Raw genomic sequence first — 16932 nt, forward strand, 5'->3', positions numbered from 1 at the left:
TTTATGAAAAAATTGATAAGTATTATGACAGCTTGTTACAACGAAGAACCTAATGTAAGGAATTTATATCAGGCAGTTAAAAAAATATTCACACAGATGCCGGAATATAATTACGAACACATTTTTATTGATAATGCCTCGACTGATAAAACAGTGGGAATCTTGAAAGAGATAGCTAAAAAAGATAAAAATGTAAAAATAATTGTTAATACAAGAAATTTCGGTCACGTACGTTCTCCCTTTTACGCATTTTTACAAACAAAAGGTGACGCCGTGATCAGTCTGGTGGCAGATTTCCAGGATCCACCTGAAATGATTAAAGATTTTTTAAAGAAGTGGGAAGATGGATATAAAATAGTTATCGGGGTTAAGCACAAAAGTAAAGAATCGACATTAGTCTTTATGCTGCGAAAAATGTATTATAATTTGTTGAAAAAAATGTCTAATACCGGACATATTAAGAATTTCACTGGGTTCGGTCTATACGATAAACAGGTTATAGACACCCTAAAAAAGTTCAAAGATCCATATCCTTATTTTCGTGGACTTATAGCGGAAATAGGTTTTGAAAGAGCGGAAATAAATTACGTTCAGCCTAAGCGCAAGGAAGGAAAGTCAAAGAATAATTTTTATAGTTTATACGATATGGCCATGTTGGGGTTTGTTAATCATACCAAAGTACCGTTGAGGTTAGCTACTTTTATCGGGTTTATCGTTTCTATAATCAGCTTATTGATAGCTTTTTCTTATTTTATTTATAAACTGGTCTTTTGGAACAGCTTTCAAATGGGTATGGCACCACTTATTATAGGCCTGTTTTTTTTCGGCGCTGTGCAACTTTTTTTTATTGGCATTATCGGTGAATATATCGGGGCAATTTATACACAAGTTAAAGACCGCCCTCTGGTGATCGAGAAGGAAAGAATTAATTTCTAGATGAATTCCACGTTTAGTAAACGCGCCTATACAATTCATTTTTCTATATGCCTGATAGGCCTGTTAAAGCTCTTAAGAATGACAGCGACAATTGTAGCTGAAAAGATGGCGGCAGTGTCAGGGAATGTTGATTTTTATTTATGGATTAAACCTTTGTTTTTCCCCTATAAACCCGTAGATGTTCTGTTCTATATAGTGAGTATAATCGTACTGTTTTTGTATTTTTCTTTATTTTTTGTTTTGCTTAATATAAATCCAAAAAATAAAACTGAACAAAACAGGACAAAACTATGGTTCTATTCCATAAATCTATTTTTATTGAATATGGTTGTATTTATACCTAAAAATCCCGGTGATTATGGACTCAGGGTATTATTATGGATATTGATTTTCTTGTTACCGCTTTATTATCGAGTAATAAAAATAGATGGAATTATTAATTTTTTAAAAAAATATTCCCAAATATTGTATGTTTTAATATTTACCTTATGTTTATTACAAATATTCTCCATTTTTTCCCCTTTTGTTTTCGAAAAAATAAAACTGCACAATGAATTTTATGAAATACCTGCGGAAACTTTGATAAACGGTACTTACGTTGACAACTTCGATTTCATCAATGAAAGCAAATTGCTTGGAGTAACACAAAAGTACGATTTTCGTAAACAAATAACAGAAACATACTCCGGACAATTATCTGCTGAAAAGCAACTAAAACCTGAAGATTTTTCACAGTATTTAAACTATTATTATGATAAACAGCAAAAACAATTATTTAATTTCAGCAGTTTTAACTTCAGTAAAAGAGATTTTCTGACAAAGATTTTTGAGGATCCAATAGAAATCAAACATGCTGACTTGCTTCAATATATAGATCGTGCTGGTGGCAAAGAACAGAGCTTATCATCGTCATCCTGGCAAATTGAGGATTTTATAAATAAAAATTTTAATGAAATCAACTGGCAGATACTTAATAGGGGTATTTTGCATCATCACAACCATTTTTATGGTCCTATAAATGAACTGAACTTGGGAAAACCCGTGAATAAGACATTTATGCAATATGGATGGCTTAATATAACAATTTTGAAGGAATTATTAAAATATTCAGGCGGCATAAAACTGCAAAATTATTTTCATTTATTCTATTCATTTTATTATATTTATTATTTTTTATTTATTTTATTATTATTTTTTTTATTCAGGAAAATCGAGTATGTAGTAGCTATCACATTATTTATTACAGCCGGCCTAAATTTTTTTGAATTTCAGTTTTTATTTTTAGGTCCAGGCGCTAATCCGATCAGACATCTTTTTGATGTTCCAATAATATTTTTCCTTGCTTTTTATATGAAAAATAAAAATATTCTCTATATATTTCTGCTATTTGTTTTTTGTTTGCTGGCTATTTTCAATAATTCCAGTCTTGGTTTATTTGTGACTGCCTCTGCTATAGCTACATTGGGTATTTATTATTTTTTCCAGGATAATAAACTTTTTTCAATTGCCTGGAGATATTTACTGTTATGTATATTATTTTTCTTGAGTGTAGCAGTATACTTAGCTAGCAGCCATCTTGGTGTCGATTATATCACTGAATATTTTAATCTCGGTCTGCTTGGATTTCCTTTATCATTAGCCGATATCTATATGATATTAGCTGTAATCGCCACAGGATATTTTGTCTGGATAAAATTTTCTGACAAAAAAAAATATGATTTCAAGTTTATTGTAATTTTTCTTTTTCTCTACTCACAAGTTCTTTTAACTTATTATATTTGGGGCTCGGACAAGCATCATTTCCTGGTATTTATACCAATATATACTTTAACTATTTTCGCCTTTTTAAAGATGATTCTTGATAATAAACCCGGTTTTTTAAAAACTGAAAAAAGAATCCTGGGAATAATTTCCTTAGCCGGTTTTCTGGTTTTTTTGTTTTCTCTGCAACCATATTATCAGAGCAAAAATACATATATGAATATTTTCAAGGAACACAGGACATATCACTGGAAACTGCAGAAAGCAGATCTGATTTCGACAATGAATCCGATTTATTTTGAAAATGCTGTAAAATTAATAAAAAAATATAGTGACAAGAGTGATATTTATATTCTTTCCAGATATGATTATTTTATTCCTTTTCTTGCTGACAGATATAGTGCAATGCCATATTTTGATTTGACCGCATACATTATGAGCGACAAAGAATTCCAGGCTTGCGTTGCCAAATTGCTTACGGATAAACCCGAGTATCTATTTGTCGATTCCGACATTAACAGGGATTTCAGCATGGACATAATACATATGGATGTTTTTAAACTGGGCCCGATTCTACATAATGAGTCGATAAGCCGCTACTTGAGATTAACTAACTTGAAACGGTTGTTTGATATTGTTAAGAATAATTATGCGCTTATGGAAAAGACGGACTTGCTTACCGTTTATCATAGAATAAATAACAAAGTTGAATAAATTCATCAATAAAAAATTTCTGGTTAATGCTTTACCTTATTTCTGTTTAATTTTAATTGTCGGTTCCTATCAGCTCTTAACCATTAACAGATATTTGCCTGTTCAGGAAGGCTGGTTCAATTATTATTCCGAGTTAATTTATAGAGGGAAAATACCTTACCGCGATTTTTATTTATATATTCAGCCTGTTTATATGTTTATCATGGATTGTATTTATAAATTATCCAGGTTTTTTTCAGTTTCTTCCATACTCTCCATGAGGATATTTGGGATTGTAGAGCGTATTATTTTAGTTTTATTGATATATAAAATAGTAAGCAAAATAAATGACAGGTTTATCGCCTTTCTTTGCCTGGTTATAGCTTATTTTTTTTATAGCAGTTTTAATGTAGATTTACCTTATTCTTATTATCAAACAGCGCTTTTTATAACAATTCTTGCTACTGTTTTCATGTTTAATTTTATAACAAATGAACGAGCAGGATTTACAAATATCATAAATATTTTTTTAGCAGGGTTATTCACGGCAATGGCTTTTTTAACCAAACAATCATCAGGTATACTTTTCTCTCTTTTTTTTATAATAGTCCTGATACTTTATGCATATAGATATCACACTTTCACAAGTTTGCTTAAATACCTGGTAATCTATATAGCCGGCTATCTTTTACCCCTTATTTTTTTCGGTATCTGGCTTGTTCGTCATGATACTGTGCGTAACTACTTTAATCAGGTTTATATCTCAACAAGCAGCAAGGGTGCTCTCCGGGATATTCTTTTCGGATTTATTCCCAGATTATTCGATTCTATCGATATTAGAAAAATTTCATTATATATAATACTTTTTATATTAGTATATTTTTTCGCAAAAAAATCAAAAAGCAAAAAAAACGCTAATTATGCTCCTTATAGCGGGTTCCTTGTATTTACATGCTTGATAATAGCATCTTTTTTATATTCATATTTTACACCAGGGTTGATAGAAAATTTTTTATTTTTAGGCAATTATCAAACGATTGACCACTACCTGTCTTTTATAATTTTTTTTACAGTGATATTAATAGTTTTTAAAGCTTTTTATGTATGGATAATTAATCCTTATGATAAAAAGAATATGGTGTTTTTGTATTTGTCCGCGGTTTCTTTTATCTGGATGTTCGCTCATGGTATGTCAGGGGTATTGGAAATACATGCGTTGTTGTTAGCTTTCCCTGTAGTTTTTTTATTTCTTTGGGACATTCTTAAAGGAGACTTGACCAAAAAAATATTTTTGATTATTTTTGTAGTTTTCAGTATCTCTTCGGTAATAATAATATCTTCTTCAAGATATAAAACTCCTTATTACTGGTGGGGCTGGGGCGAACCTGATGTCCGTGAAGCAAGATTTTCATCAAAAATTCCTGAACTTGAGGGGTTTTATTTGTCAGCATCTTCACTAACATGTTATGAAGATATTTATAACCTGATAATGAGAAATTCTACACCTCAAGATGAAGTTTATTTTTTCCCGCACATTTCATTGTTCAACGTTTTAACGCGACGGGTTAATTCTTCTTTCTCAGCAATAAATTATTTTGATGTTTGCAGCGATAAATATGCTTTAAAAACAGCAGAATATATAAAAAATTTTCGTCCTAAAATTATTTTATTCATGCATTTTCCAGAAGATGCCTGGGTTACTCATGAAAATATTTTTAGAGCAGGGAAGAGAAGCGGGCAAAGAGAGATCGCTCAGGTTATCAATACACTGAGAGAAAATGGTATTTACAAAAGGGTATATTATAAACAGGTAAACAACTGTTATCCAATTGAAGTTTTGGTTCGTAATTAATAATTTTAACCGTAAAAGTTAATTGAGAAAATATTCCTTAAATAATGCAGAAAACCAGCCAATATTTTCCCTTTGCCGGTTAAATCAATATAATTTTCTGATATTTTTATGAATTTATTTATGGCCAGCTCATTAATTCTTTTCCCAAGTATTTCTTCATTATTATACAGATTTTTAATATTTTGATACGTTAATTTTTTTTGTGATGATTCATTTATTTCCAACATAATTCGCAATGAAATTGAGTTCATCAGATTAATAAAAAAGGTTAAATATAGATTCCAAAAAAGTACCAGATTAAAATAAATGATGATGGCATTGAGTACCCCAAACCTGTCCAACAGAGGTTTTACCAGTAAAATACTGATAGCAAGAAATATGGAGTAAGCCTTGATCAAATAACTACGATTCCCGTATATTCGGGTAACTACTAAGTGCAGAGCCACATAGACGCAGAAAAGAACCATCGCTGTCAGAAACAATATGCTCATTTTTCAAACCCTAATTGTTTGAGTTTCCAGACTTTTAATAAAAGCTTGGTCATGTAGACCATTCGTCTGCCTTTGTCAGTAAGCTTATAGGTGTTATTTTTCACATCAATCCAGCCCAACATATCGTTTATTCTCCGAATTCTGCTTGTCCTGATATATTCGATACCTTCTCCACCAGCGTATAATTCTGCTATTTTATCTTTATGGATGTGATTTTTATTTTCATAAACAAGAGAAAGAATGGAGGTAGAAACACTCGCTGCGACCAGACTGACAAAATTCATAAATATTGCATAATGAAAAGCAAAGTAAAAGAACACTCCGATTAGAAAATCAAAAAGGATAATAAGAGAAAATTTGTTTAGGTTTAATAAGCAGTATAAGGAAGAAATCACCAGGTATAGGGTAAAAAATTTAAAATGTAAAAGATTGAATTGTTTTAACGGTGATTTGCCGCGCCCGGTTTTTAATAATACAGCAGCAATAATATAGACAGAATAAGTCCCTATAAAGAAAATCAGAAATATGTAATTATTTGTCATATTTTGTTTGAGTCTATATAAACAATATTTTTTTGAAGCAGATAAGAGATGATACCCATAGGAAATAACAAAATAGCTCCGGCCACAAGCATATTGATATGGAAGATATTAAAAATTGCCAACAAACCGATATTGATAATATAACTTATGCCATAAGATAAAAAAAAGCGAAAGATCAGCTTGTTGTTTTTACTGTTAAAAACCAATTTCCCGTATACTTTAAAATTAAAGAGGATTCCGATAAAAGTTGAGCAAAAAGATGCTATGGTATAGTGTACTCCCAAAATAATGAAAAGCGCATAAACTGAATAGCCGAATATCGCGCATAATACTCCGGTTAACAGAAAACGGATAAAACGAACTTCCAGTATATTTTTAATAGTTTTTATTATCATTTTTCCCTATTCTCTGTCTTAAGATTAAGGTCGTGGGTCCACCGATTTTTTGTCCGACGGGAGATAAAAGTTCCTGCGGCAGAGGGCTTGCCGGGGATGACTTCAAGGCTTGTGCTAGAGGGATATCCGGATGATATACAGCAAATATTATTAAAGGTGCTATTTTGAATCCTTTATTATGAAGATGCCCTGAATAAAATATTCTGTTATTGTTGTTTAAAAGTACACTATTGGAAACAATCATCAAGAGCAGGAAAAAAGCTGTCAAACTTCCTAATCCAGGATTCTGCTCGATTAATTTTTGGATTAAATAAATTGACGTACAAAATATTACCATTAGAGGTGGTAAAGTATAATAAACAATTTTAACATCAGCCCAAAGCAACGGCGGATGAGCGATTGTCATAAGATTCAGCAGAAAGACTATATATACTATTCCAATTATCAGTACGCTGACAGGTATTAATTTGTATTTTTGATTAATATTTTTTTTGCTTATATAGTGAAACATTATAAATATAGAAAATCCGATTAAAATAAAAGCACCAATCATCCCTATATTCCCGAAAAACTGCTGTACATATTCACTTAATAAAAAAAATCCCTGCTTAAAATTTTGAAAGGATAATGTGCCTGCATATTGAATTTGCGCATGGTTTGTTCCAGAACCGATTAAGTATAAAAAAGGATCTAATATTTTACGATATAGGTAAACAAAAATGAAGGAAAATAGGAACCCCCAAACTAGAGGTAAAAAATTTTTTCTTTCATAAAATTTGAAATAGACCAGAGGTATGATAAATGCCAGTATCATATAAGCCAATCCTTGTTCATCAGCCAGACATGTAAAAGTAACTATGAAGAAAGTTAATAAAAAAGATGTTAAATGTGAATACCTGGATTCATTTTTCCCAAATGAATGTTTTTTAATAGTTATCAACCAGAACATGAAAAAAATCCCAAGAGAAGTCAATATTTTTGAGGTTCTGTAATAAAGACCTGTCAGAAACGGCGCAGGTGATGTTAAAAAAAGAATTAATAATAAAATAGTAATAACAAACATTTTTTTTGTTAAATATTTCTTGGCGAAAAAAATAGTCATTAAAGAAATAATAATCAGGGATAAATAATGGACCATGGACAAAAAATGAGGGATACCGAGTCTGAAACAGTAGAATATGAAGCTGGTATCAACATAATTGAAGAATGTACCAACTTCTCTGGCTCTGAAGAAATTTTTACCGTTAGCCAGTTCGGTTATCGGGTTAAATATTTTCATTAATAAAGGTTTGTCGCTTAGAAAATGAGGTATATAAACATCATTTTCATAATGAAATGTACCATTATTATAGTTAACATAAACAGATACAAGTATAATCAGAGCGCAAAGTATGATCGATAAATATAAAATAATTTTTTGCTGTTCGGAAATATAATCAAATATTGAGATAAAAAGTTTTTTCATAATTAAAAAAGTTTAGCATATTGTTTGAAAAATTTATATGACCGGGATTTTACTTATCGATTTTCATAAGAACATCAAGATAGTAAATGTTGTTTGCCACCAGAACATCTGGTATGATAGCTAAGATTCAATTATGGTAGAAAATATTTTTATAACCGGTTCCACAGGCTGTGTCGGACATTATCTGGTAGAGCAATTCGCCAATAAACCTCAATATAAAATGTATCTCCTGATACGCGATAAAAAACGTTTTCTGCTGGATATAGATGCTGTTAAAAATGCTGAATTGATCGTCGGAGATGTGGAGAAACTGGACTCTCTTGCTCCGCTTTTAAAACAGATGGACCATGTAATTCATATTGCCACATCCTGGTGCGGTAGTAAGGAATGTATAATCGAAGCTCCTTTAAAGCTGCTTGAACTCCTGGACCACAAAAGAGTAAAAAAAATAATATTTTTTTCAACGGCCAGTATTCTGGGCAGAGGAAATAAGCCGCTTAAAGAGGCTGGTGAGATAGGAACAAGTTATATAAAAGATAAATATCAAAGTTATCTGGCAGTACAAAGTTCAAAGTATAAGGACAAAGTAATACATGTTTTCCCTACTGTAATAGTGGGAGGAGACAGGACTCATCCTTTTACTCATATCAGTCAGGGCCTCAAAGAACCGGGAAAGTATTTAAAATGGCTTAAATATTTCTATATCGATTTGGGATTCCACTTTATTCACGCTCGGGATATAGCCGAAGTAATGAACTACATGCTGGAAAATGAAGTTAAAGGCAACAATTTTGTTTTGGGCAATGATTATATTTTACTTAAAGATTTTATCAAACAATGTTGTGATTATTACAAAATCAAAACCTGGATACGTATTAAAATTCCTACCGGTTTTATTAAATTTATAATTAAATTTTTTCGAATAAAAGTTGACCCCTGGGGTTATTTTTCATTAAATTATAAATTTTTTCATTATGATACAGTGAATTGCAGGGTTTTTAAAATACCCACAATGTTATACAATATTCAGGATATTTTGAAACAGAGCGAAAAATAAATGATAAAACCTGAAATAATTCCGCAGAAAATTTATAAAGAAATTGCCGATAACGAAGGAATTACCGTGGAAAGCCTGAGGATTCTGGTAAAGCAGGGGAAGGCTGTCGTCTTATATAATAAATTACACAAAAATGTTAAACCTATAGCCATTGGCAAGGGATTATCCATCAAGATTAATGCCAATATCGGTACTTCTCCGGCTTGTCAGGACCTTAGCCAGGAAATAAAAAAGGTTCAGCTTTGCGAAAAATATGGAGTAGATACACTTATGGATTTGTCACTTGGAGAAAATATCCGTTCCTTAAGACAGCAGATAATAAAGAGAACAAGCATGCCGCTTGGTACAGTGCCGGTATATGAACTTTTTTATTATAACCAGAATTATCCCAGGGACATGTCTGCCAAATTTTTAAAAATACTTGATGAAAGCGGCCAGGATGGTGTGGATTTTGTGGTTATTCACGCAGGACTTTTAAGGAAGCATCTGGAGCTGGTTAAATCCAGAATTATAAAGGTGACTAGCCGCGGTGGTTCCCTGCTGATGAAATGGATGCAAAAACATAACAAAGAAAATTTTTTATATGAACATTTTGATGAAATACTGCAGATTTGTAAAAAATACAACATGACAATTTCTTTGGGCGACGGCATGAGACCGGCTACAGTAATAGATGAAACCGATGAAGCACAACTGGAGGAGCTCAGAAATATCGGCGATCTGGTTTTGCGGGCAAGAAAAGCAGGTGTGCAGACAATAGTGGAAGGCCCTGGACATATTCCTTTCCACAGGATCGAATTGAACATCAAACTGCAAAAAAAATATTGTCATGGCGCTCCTTTTTATGTTTTAGGCCCGCTGGTTACTGATATAGCACCGGGCTATGATCATATTACTGCGGCAATAGGGGCAACAATGGCAGCGCATGCCGGAGCTGATTTTTTATGTTATGTCACGCCCTCCGAACATTTATCCTTGCCCAATCTGGATGATGTAAAAGAGGGTATCATTGCTTTCAAAATCGCTGCTCATGCAGTGGATATAACCCGAGGTAAAGGTCTGGATAGAGACCGAAAACTTTCTGAGGCCAGGGCCAAACTGGATTGGGCAACTCAGAAAAAGTATGCTCTTGATCCTGATTCCTTTGATAAATATATGAAAAAAACTCCTGAAGAAATGAAAGCATGCACCATGTGCGGTGAATTCTGCGCCTTAAAGTAAATTCGGAGGTTTTATGAACGAATTTCAGTTAATAGATTTTCTGGCCAAAGATTTTCCTGTATATCAGAAGAATGTTCAGAAGGGAATAGGTGACGATTGCGCAGTTTGGAAAGGAGGGAAAAAATATATAGTTTTTACAACCGATACTATGGTTGAAGGTGATCACTTTTTAAAGCAGTGGTTTTCTCCGGAACAAATAGGAGCCCGTCTGGCTGAAATAAATTTAAGTGATATCGCTGCTATGGGTGCTTCACCAAAATTTTTATTTGTTTCTTTGATACTTGATAAACAAACGTCACCTGAATGGTGCCATAAAGTCTATCAGGGGATCAAAAAATCAATTACTCCCTACAAGATATCTTTATTGGGTGGCAATATTACTCACGGGAAAACTTTATCACTTACTGCCTCTGTTATAGGAGAAAGCCTGTACAAACCAATATACAGATCCGGCGCCAGGCACGGTGACCTGCTTGCAATTACCGGAACAGTAGGTGATGCGTGTGTGGCGAGATTGTTATTGAAGCAGAATGATACGCCAGTTCCTGCGCTTTTTAAAAAATTGGCCGAACCGAAAGCCAGGATCAAAGAAGCGCAAATTATTAAGAAATACGCTTCATCAATGATTGATATAAGTGACGGTATAGCCTCGGAAGCCAGACATATTGCCAAAGAAAGCGAAACGGGGGTATCTGTGCTTGCTGACAAACTGCCATTTTCCAAAGCAGCCCTGAATGCTGAGCCTCAAATTCGTGTCAGTTTGGTTGACTGTGCTTTAAGGGGAGGGGAAGATTACGAGTTGATGTTTACCGCAACTGAAAAAAATTATAATAAACTTATCAAAGAATATAAACTGAAAACTCCGCTCACCGTTATCGGAACTATAATAAAAAAGAAAAAATATTGTTATCAGCAGGATAGTAAGGAGTACGAGCTTCCTTCAGGGTTTGATCACTTTCAGCAGAATATAAATCTGTAAGCTTTGCAAAATTATGGTTATTTTCAGATTTAGCCCAATATAGATAAGCACACTTCGTCCCGCCTACGCTAAAGCTTCCGTCTTCGCTGAAGCTTCGCCGAGACAAGTCGGGGCGGCAAACAAGCTCAGTGTGACAAAGACTGAAAGTTATTAATTGTATTCAGCGTTAATTTTTACATAATCGTAGGACAAATCTGTTGTCCAGCCGCTAAAGCTTGAACTTCCAATGTTCAGGTCCAGTGTTATTAACAGTTTCTTATTTTTCATATACTTATCCAGCAGATTTTTTTCATAAGCCAATATAGTACCACCTTTAACAAGTTGGTAACTTCCAAAGTATAAATCTACCTTATCAGCAACCAGCGAAGACTTTATTTTTCCGGCAGAGCACAAGATGCGGCCGAAGTTTGGGTTTTCTCCGAAAATAGCTGTTTTTACCAGGGGGGAGTTGGCAATGGCGTAAAAAATATCACGGGCTTCTTTTTTGCTTTTGGCTTTCTGTATCTGGATTTCTACAAATTTTGTGCATCCTTCACCGTCTTCTATAATTTTTTTGGCAAGTTCGGCTGCAACTTCACACAAAGCTTCCAGAAACTTTTCATCAGTTTGTGAAATTTTTTGTTTTTTATTGCTGGCCAGAATCATAAAAGTATCATTGGTCGAGGAATCACTGTCTACAGTGATCCGGTGAAATGATTCAGCTGTAACTTTTTTTATCATTTTTCTCAGAGAAGACGAGCTGATAGTGGCATCTGTAAAGATAAAGGCCAGCATGGTAGCCATGTTCGGTTGGATCATGCCGCTTCCTTTGGCTGTTCCCAGAATATTAATTTCTTCATTGTTGATTATTATTTTTTTATGAACAACTTTTTGTACCAGGTCTGTTGTGCAAATTGCTTCACTGAAAGCTGCTGCATCGTTTTTCAACCCACTAACTAATTTTTTGTAACTATTTGTGATTGTCTCCAACGGCAGATTTTTACCGATAATACCTGTGGAAAATAATAATCCTTTTTTAGCGTCAAATTTAAGCAATGAACCTAAGTTTTTCAATAGAAAATGAATATCATTTAATCCTTTTTTCCCTGTTAAAGCATTGGCGTTACCGCTATTCACCATTAAAATTTCAAGTTTATCCTGACTTGTTTGTACAGCACGGGCGTTAATAGAACCTGGTGCAGCGAATTTATTAGTAGTTGTAACAAGTGCAAAGGAGGCTCCATCTTTTGCGTAAACCAGTCCCAAATCAAGTTTGCTTTTTTTTATACCACTGTGTATCCCGGAAAACTGGAAACCATCTATGCTATACATATCAGACTCCTTCTTTAAAAATAGTATTTAATAGCCCACCGTTCAGATAAAGATTATAAAAATATTTCTTTATGGGTTTTATTTTAATACCCAGTTGTTTGGTTTTATTTTGAATGAAACTCTGAATAAGGTCAATTTTTAGATCATCATCATCATCAATGTAATCTGTATTGGCATTAATACACAATAGCCCGATATTGTAGGCATTTTTATAAAAACAGGGGAAAAAAGATTTGGCGATAATTGCGTTTACACCATTTTTTTTCAAAGAAATAGCCGGCATTTCATTAGATGACCCATAACTGAAGTTTTCACCCACTACCAAAATTGATTTGGAAAAAACTTCTTCGGTAAAGTTAGGTATTTTATTTACAAAAGGTATCATATTGTGCCCGCTGTGATAAGATTCAGTGATGCTGGTACTTATGATATCCTTGGAGGAAATAACAGCATCAATTTTAAAAGCTTTGCCAGTAATAATTTCAAATTTTAAGGACAAACTGCTCCCTCCTCGCAAGTTGCTAAGTGTCCGGTTATGGCTGTATTTATCGCTGTTTCAATTGAAGATGTATAAAATTCCATAGGAATTTCTTTAACCTGTATGGACAATATATTTACAGCTGTAGAAACTATATTTTCTCCCTCAATCGGTATTAAACCATTGGTTGCCGAACTTATTCCGGTAGAGGGAGTAAGCAAAATACAACCACCATTCAATATTGATGTCATATATCCTTTTTGCATGGCTTCAGTAAGTATTTTGTGGGATGAAGGTGTCACGAAACAGGGTATTTTTACTTTTTTGTCAGCCAGAATTTTTGCTAAAAATTCCATATCTGCCAGCGTTCCGCCAATGCTGTTACCAATGAAAACTTTATCAATTTTTTTGTCGCACAGCTCTTTAACTCCCAATATTTTTCCGTTATTTTCCACAAGAGGTGACAAATTTGTAAGATCAAAAGTGAATTCCTTGGCATATTTTACTTTGCTGTCTGGAAAAACTCCGCACATTACTTTGTTTATTTGTTGAAGAGGAGGAAAAGTAAATGAAGACGCATTCATATTATAATGATGAAGAGCAAGGGAATATAGATCTTTGGCAGAAATTTCTTCAAGCAGAGATCCGGAAAATTCCAGTAAATAATGTCCGTTCATCAAACTGGAGGAAAGTTCTTTAATCAAATAAAGCGCTATGTCTTTGCCGGAAATATTTTGTTGAAGATGACCCTCAAGTACAATATGAATGACCTCCGGAACCAGATAATCATGCTTGCTAGTTATCATAGCTTGAATAATATCCTGCATGCCGGAACTGATATTTAAATTATTTAAAGGTGAAAAAAAGTTGATTGTTGATGCACGGCCCAGAAATATATTGCCGGGCTCAATTATATTTTTTTGCAACAAATTATAAAACCATAAACCTTTATAATTATCCAGGATTTTAAATTTATACTTTTTGGCCAGGTCCAGAATTTTCTTCTGAATATGACTGTATGAAAACTCATATTGATAGGGGAAATTGGTCAGGGCCAGATATATATTTTCGTGGTGAGGTTTAATCTGATGATTTTCCAGAATATCAAAAATAGGGACTACACTATTGTCAGGTATCAGAATATGATCCACGTCTACAGAGATGATTTCATCTGGAGCAATATTTTTACTTTTGGAATGAAGCTTGAGAATTTTTTCCAGAATAGTACCCTGCATGATGTGCATATTATATCATAAGCCCTAAAGAGATTATAAGCGTAAACATTGCATATCTAAGCTCTTTCATATAAAATTTACGACATGGGGGCATTTAGGTATTTTCAGAAATATTTGGTTGCGTGCTTTGTGCTGGCAACATCTATTACATTGTGCCTCGACTTCACACAATCAGCCGATATTCATTTCAGATATGGTTTCGGAAGTAATTTCAACGATGGTAATCAGGTCTTCAGCATGGACCGATCTTATTATACTTTTAATTTACAAGCCAATAATCACACATCAACGGTTGTAAAATTAAATCTTAACACTTCATCCAACGTGAATAATCTTAACCCTGATTTCATCAATAATGCCTACGTGCAAATCGGGCATATGATAATCGGGAAACAAACCATACCCTTCGGCAGTTATACAAATCGTGGAATAGCTGACCCTTTTTCCAGAACATTTGAAGAAATTGTCAGAGCAGGTATATCTTCACAGCTCGATTTTAATCAAATTTTATTTATTAACGGTGCACTTGTTAACAACGGAGTAAATGATTCCATGACAGCAGCTGCTATGAAGATCAGTCTTATGCCAAAAAAAGAATATCTTTTTCAGCAGTCTGTGTTTATTGATCAGGAAAATAACAATGGCTCCAAGGTTTATCGTGTGGATATTCATGGAATGGTTTCTATTGCGGTAAGCAAAGCAATTCTTGACCTTGAGGTTTATCGTTGCCTTTTTGGGAATAATAAAAACGCCATGACTATAGATGCCTCGTTACTTGTTTCGGCACTTGAAGATATGGATACTGTATTACGTATAAGTTATGCCAACTCAGTTGCAGCGACAGTGTTGAACAAATCTGTTTCGATTTCCGCCGGATTAAATTATCACCTTAACAGTAATCTGATTTTATCTTTTGAAGGAGCTTATATCAGTAAACCGGCAAATACTTCAGCTATAAACATGTTATCAATGCTTTCTATAAATTTCTAAATACTTTATAATAGTTAGTTGTGGCAAAAAAGAATAAAAAAATATTAGGTCTGGCGTTGGGTGGTGGCAGTCTGCGCGGGCTGGCGCATGTGGGCGTGCTTAAGGTTATCGAGGAATATAGGATCAAGATTGATTATTTGGCCGGTACGAGTATCGGATCCATAATAGGCGCTCTTTACGCAGACGGAATGACAGTAAAAGAAATTATAGCTGTTTCCAGACGCATCAAGTGGAACAATTTTTATCAGTTTTCCTTTCAATTAAGCGGGCTCAGCAACAGCAAAGCTATAGACAATCTTATCAAAACTTTTATCAAACATGATAGTTTTTCAAAGTTAAAAATACCTTTTTCAGTTACAGCAAGCAATATCACAAAAGGCAAAATGGTGGTTATTAAATCAGGGAGTTTATCCAGTGCTATTCAAATGAGCGCTAGTTTCCCGGGAATATATACACCAGTAATTCAAAAAAATGAAATTTTTTGTGACGGGGGTGTTTTTTGTAATCTTCCGGTGCAGCTTGTCAAAAAAATGGGCGCGGAAATTATAGTCGGAGTAGATGTAATTCCCAAGAGCGATATGGACCCTAAAAAAAATAAAACATACACAATGTTAAATATTATGGACAGGTCATTGGATCTGATGCTAAAAGAACAAATAAAAGAACTTACTTGTGATTTATTAATGGAACCTGTTAACCAGGACATCAATTCCTTTGACTTAAAGAAAAAGGAAGACCTTATGAAAATGGGTGAAAAATGTGCCCGTGAGACTTTGCTACCTTTTCTGCGCAAGCGTGGTTTTCTTTGAATTTATTTACTTGTCTTGAGTTTATAAGAAGTACTTCTGCCCTGACCGATTTTTTCCAATATTCCCATTGTAAATAATGCAGTAAGTTCGATGTGTGCGGTTTTATGTGAAATGTTATATAAATTCCTATAAGTTTTATTGGTTACAAATTCTTTTTCTTTTACATACTTTAAACACTGTTCCTGCCTTTGATTCAATTTTACTGATTGTTCCTGACCGACATGCGAATAAATTTCCTCCTTGGCCATTTTTTTGATTTCTATCCCGGAGCGAAAATAATACTTGTTTCTGTAGGAATAGGGCTTATGCGATCCTTCTGGTACTTTTATAAGTATAACAATTTTATCCAGTCTCGCGATTTCCTCAATATACACGGTAACCGCGGGATCAATTTTCTGCACACTGGTTTCAATAAAATTTTTGGAAATATTGCTTCCTATCAAATGATCATTCTTATCATCAATACCGATTATGATTTTACCACCGTTATGATTGAGAAAACCTGTAATATATTTGATAAGTTGTTCGGCGGAAAGTATACTGGAAACAAATTCTATTTGCGGGCCTTCACCTTCGCGCAAGCAATCGATTACATCTTTCCAGGTCATTTTTACCCCTTTTTTAGTCATAATAAACATAACATAAAAAATTCAATTAATCAATTTTATTGCCGATGTTGCTTTTTTTATTTCTTACGAATATACTGGATTTTAATTA

General features: G+C 33.6%; 16 protein-coding genes. 8 read left to right on the forward strand and 8 right to left on the reverse strand.

The genetic code is table 11. From position 1 onward, the window contains the following. The first annotated feature begins 3 nt into the window (after positions 1–3). Genes PHV30_04910 through PHV30_04920 form a run of 3 tightly spaced genes read left to right on the forward strand, consistent with a single transcriptional unit; the run spans position 4 to position 5242 of the window. On the forward strand, positions 4–936 hold the full coding sequence (locus tag PHV30_04910) for a glycosyltransferase family 2 protein (protein MDD5456357.1): 933 nt from the start codon (positions 4–6) through the stop codon (positions 934–936). Next, positions 937–3411: a hypothetical protein gene (locus tag PHV30_04915; protein ID MDD5456358.1), complete on the forward strand. Its 2475-nt coding sequence runs from the start codon at positions 937–939 to the stop codon at positions 3409–3411. Beyond that, a complete protein-coding gene (locus PHV30_04920) occupies positions 3404–5242 on the forward strand; it encodes a hypothetical protein (GenBank protein MDD5456359.1) in 1839 nt (612 codons plus the stop codon). Before PHV30_04915 ends, PHV30_04920 begins: the two co-directional genes overlap by 8 nt. 5 nt (positions 5243–5247) lie before the next feature. Here the strand turns inward: PHV30_04920 and PHV30_04925 are convergent, their stop codons facing one another. Genes PHV30_04925 through PHV30_04940 form a run of 4 tightly spaced genes read right to left on the reverse strand, consistent with a single transcriptional unit; the run spans position 5248 to position 8135 of the window. Then, positions 5248–5733, reverse strand: a complete 486-nt coding sequence (locus PHV30_04925) for a hypothetical protein (GenBank protein MDD5456360.1) — start codon at positions 5731–5733, stop codon at positions 5248–5250. Beyond that, positions 5730–6275, reverse strand: coding sequence for a hypothetical protein (locus PHV30_04930; protein ID MDD5456361.1), 546 nt, complete (start codon positions 6273–6275; stop codon positions 5730–5732). Before PHV30_04930 ends, PHV30_04925 begins: the two co-directional genes overlap by 4 nt. After that, on the reverse strand, positions 6272–6670 hold the full coding sequence (locus PHV30_04935) for a GtrA family protein (protein MDD5456362.1): 399 nt from the start codon (positions 6668–6670) through the stop codon (positions 6272–6274). Before PHV30_04935 ends, PHV30_04930 begins: the two co-directional genes overlap by 4 nt. Further along, positions 6651–8135: a hypothetical protein gene (locus PHV30_04940; protein ID MDD5456363.1), complete on the reverse strand. Its 1485-nt coding sequence runs from the start codon at positions 8133–8135 to the stop codon at positions 6651–6653. The genes PHV30_04935 and PHV30_04940 overlap by 20 nt, the downstream gene beginning before the upstream one ends. A gap of 133 nt (positions 8136–8268) precedes the next feature. Between PHV30_04940 and PHV30_04945 the strand changes: the two genes are divergently transcribed. The 3 genes from PHV30_04945 to thiL are packed head-to-tail and all read left to right on the forward strand — an operon-like array spanning position 8269 to position 11392. Continuing rightward, complete coding sequence (locus PHV30_04945; protein MDD5456364.1) at positions 8269–9192, forward strand: NAD(P)-dependent oxidoreductase; 924 nt, start codon at positions 8269–8271, stop codon at positions 9190–9192. Continuing rightward, entirely contained in the window at positions 9193–10413 is a 1221-nt protein-coding gene (gene thiC, locus PHV30_04950) for a phosphomethylpyrimidine synthase ThiC (GenBank protein MDD5456365.1), read from the forward strand. A gap of 13 nt (positions 10414–10426) precedes the next feature. Next, positions 10427–11392: a thiamine-phosphate kinase gene (thiL, locus tag PHV30_04955; protein MDD5456366.1), complete on the forward strand. Its 966-nt coding sequence runs from the start codon at positions 10427–10429 to the stop codon at positions 11390–11392. Positions 11393–11542: 150 nt separating this feature from the next. Here thiL and argJ read toward each other — a convergent pair whose 3' ends face one another. The 3 genes from argJ to PHV30_04970 are packed head-to-tail and all read right to left on the reverse strand — an operon-like array spanning position 11543 to position 14425. Beyond that, on the reverse strand, positions 11543–12703 hold the full coding sequence (argJ, locus tag PHV30_04960) for a bifunctional glutamate N-acetyltransferase/amino-acid acetyltransferase ArgJ (protein MDD5456367.1): 1161 nt from the start codon (positions 12701–12703) through the stop codon (positions 11543–11545). A 1-nt stretch (position 12704) separates the two neighbouring features. After that, complete coding sequence (locus PHV30_04965) at positions 12705–13202, reverse strand: 3-isopropylmalate dehydratase (GenBank protein MDD5456368.1); 498 nt, start codon at positions 13200–13202, stop codon at positions 12705–12707. Beyond that, positions 13193–14425 carry an aconitase family protein gene (locus tag PHV30_04970; GenBank protein ID MDD5456369.1) on the reverse strand — a complete coding sequence of 411 codons (1233 nt, stop codon included), beginning with the start codon at positions 14423–14425 and terminating at the stop codon, positions 13193–13195. The genes PHV30_04965 and PHV30_04970 overlap by 10 nt, the downstream gene beginning before the upstream one ends. A 75-nt stretch (positions 14426–14500) precedes the next feature. On the opposite strand from PHV30_04970, the gene PHV30_04975 reads away from it, so the two are divergent. Beyond that, positions 14501–15406 (forward strand): hypothetical protein, encoded by a 906-nt coding sequence (locus PHV30_04975; protein MDD5456370.1) that lies wholly within the window; start codon positions 14501–14503, stop codon positions 15404–15406. Positions 15407–15426: 20 nt separating this feature from the next. Next, positions 15427–16215: a patatin-like phospholipase family protein gene (locus tag PHV30_04980; protein ID MDD5456371.1), complete on the forward strand. Its 789-nt coding sequence runs from the start codon at positions 15427–15429 to the stop codon at positions 16213–16215. A gap of 2 nt (positions 16216–16217) precedes the next feature. Here the strand turns inward: PHV30_04980 and PHV30_04985 are convergent, their stop codons facing one another. Next, complete coding sequence (locus tag PHV30_04985; protein ID MDD5456372.1) at positions 16218–16844, reverse strand: putative DNA binding domain-containing protein; 627 nt, start codon at positions 16842–16844, stop codon at positions 16218–16220. Positions 16845–16932: the final 88 nt, after the last annotated feature.

This window comes from Candidatus Margulisiibacteriota bacterium, assembly GCA_028715625.1.
Taxonomy (GTDB): Bacteria; Margulisbacteria; Riflemargulisbacteria; order GWF2-35-9; family GWF2-35-9; genus JAQURL01.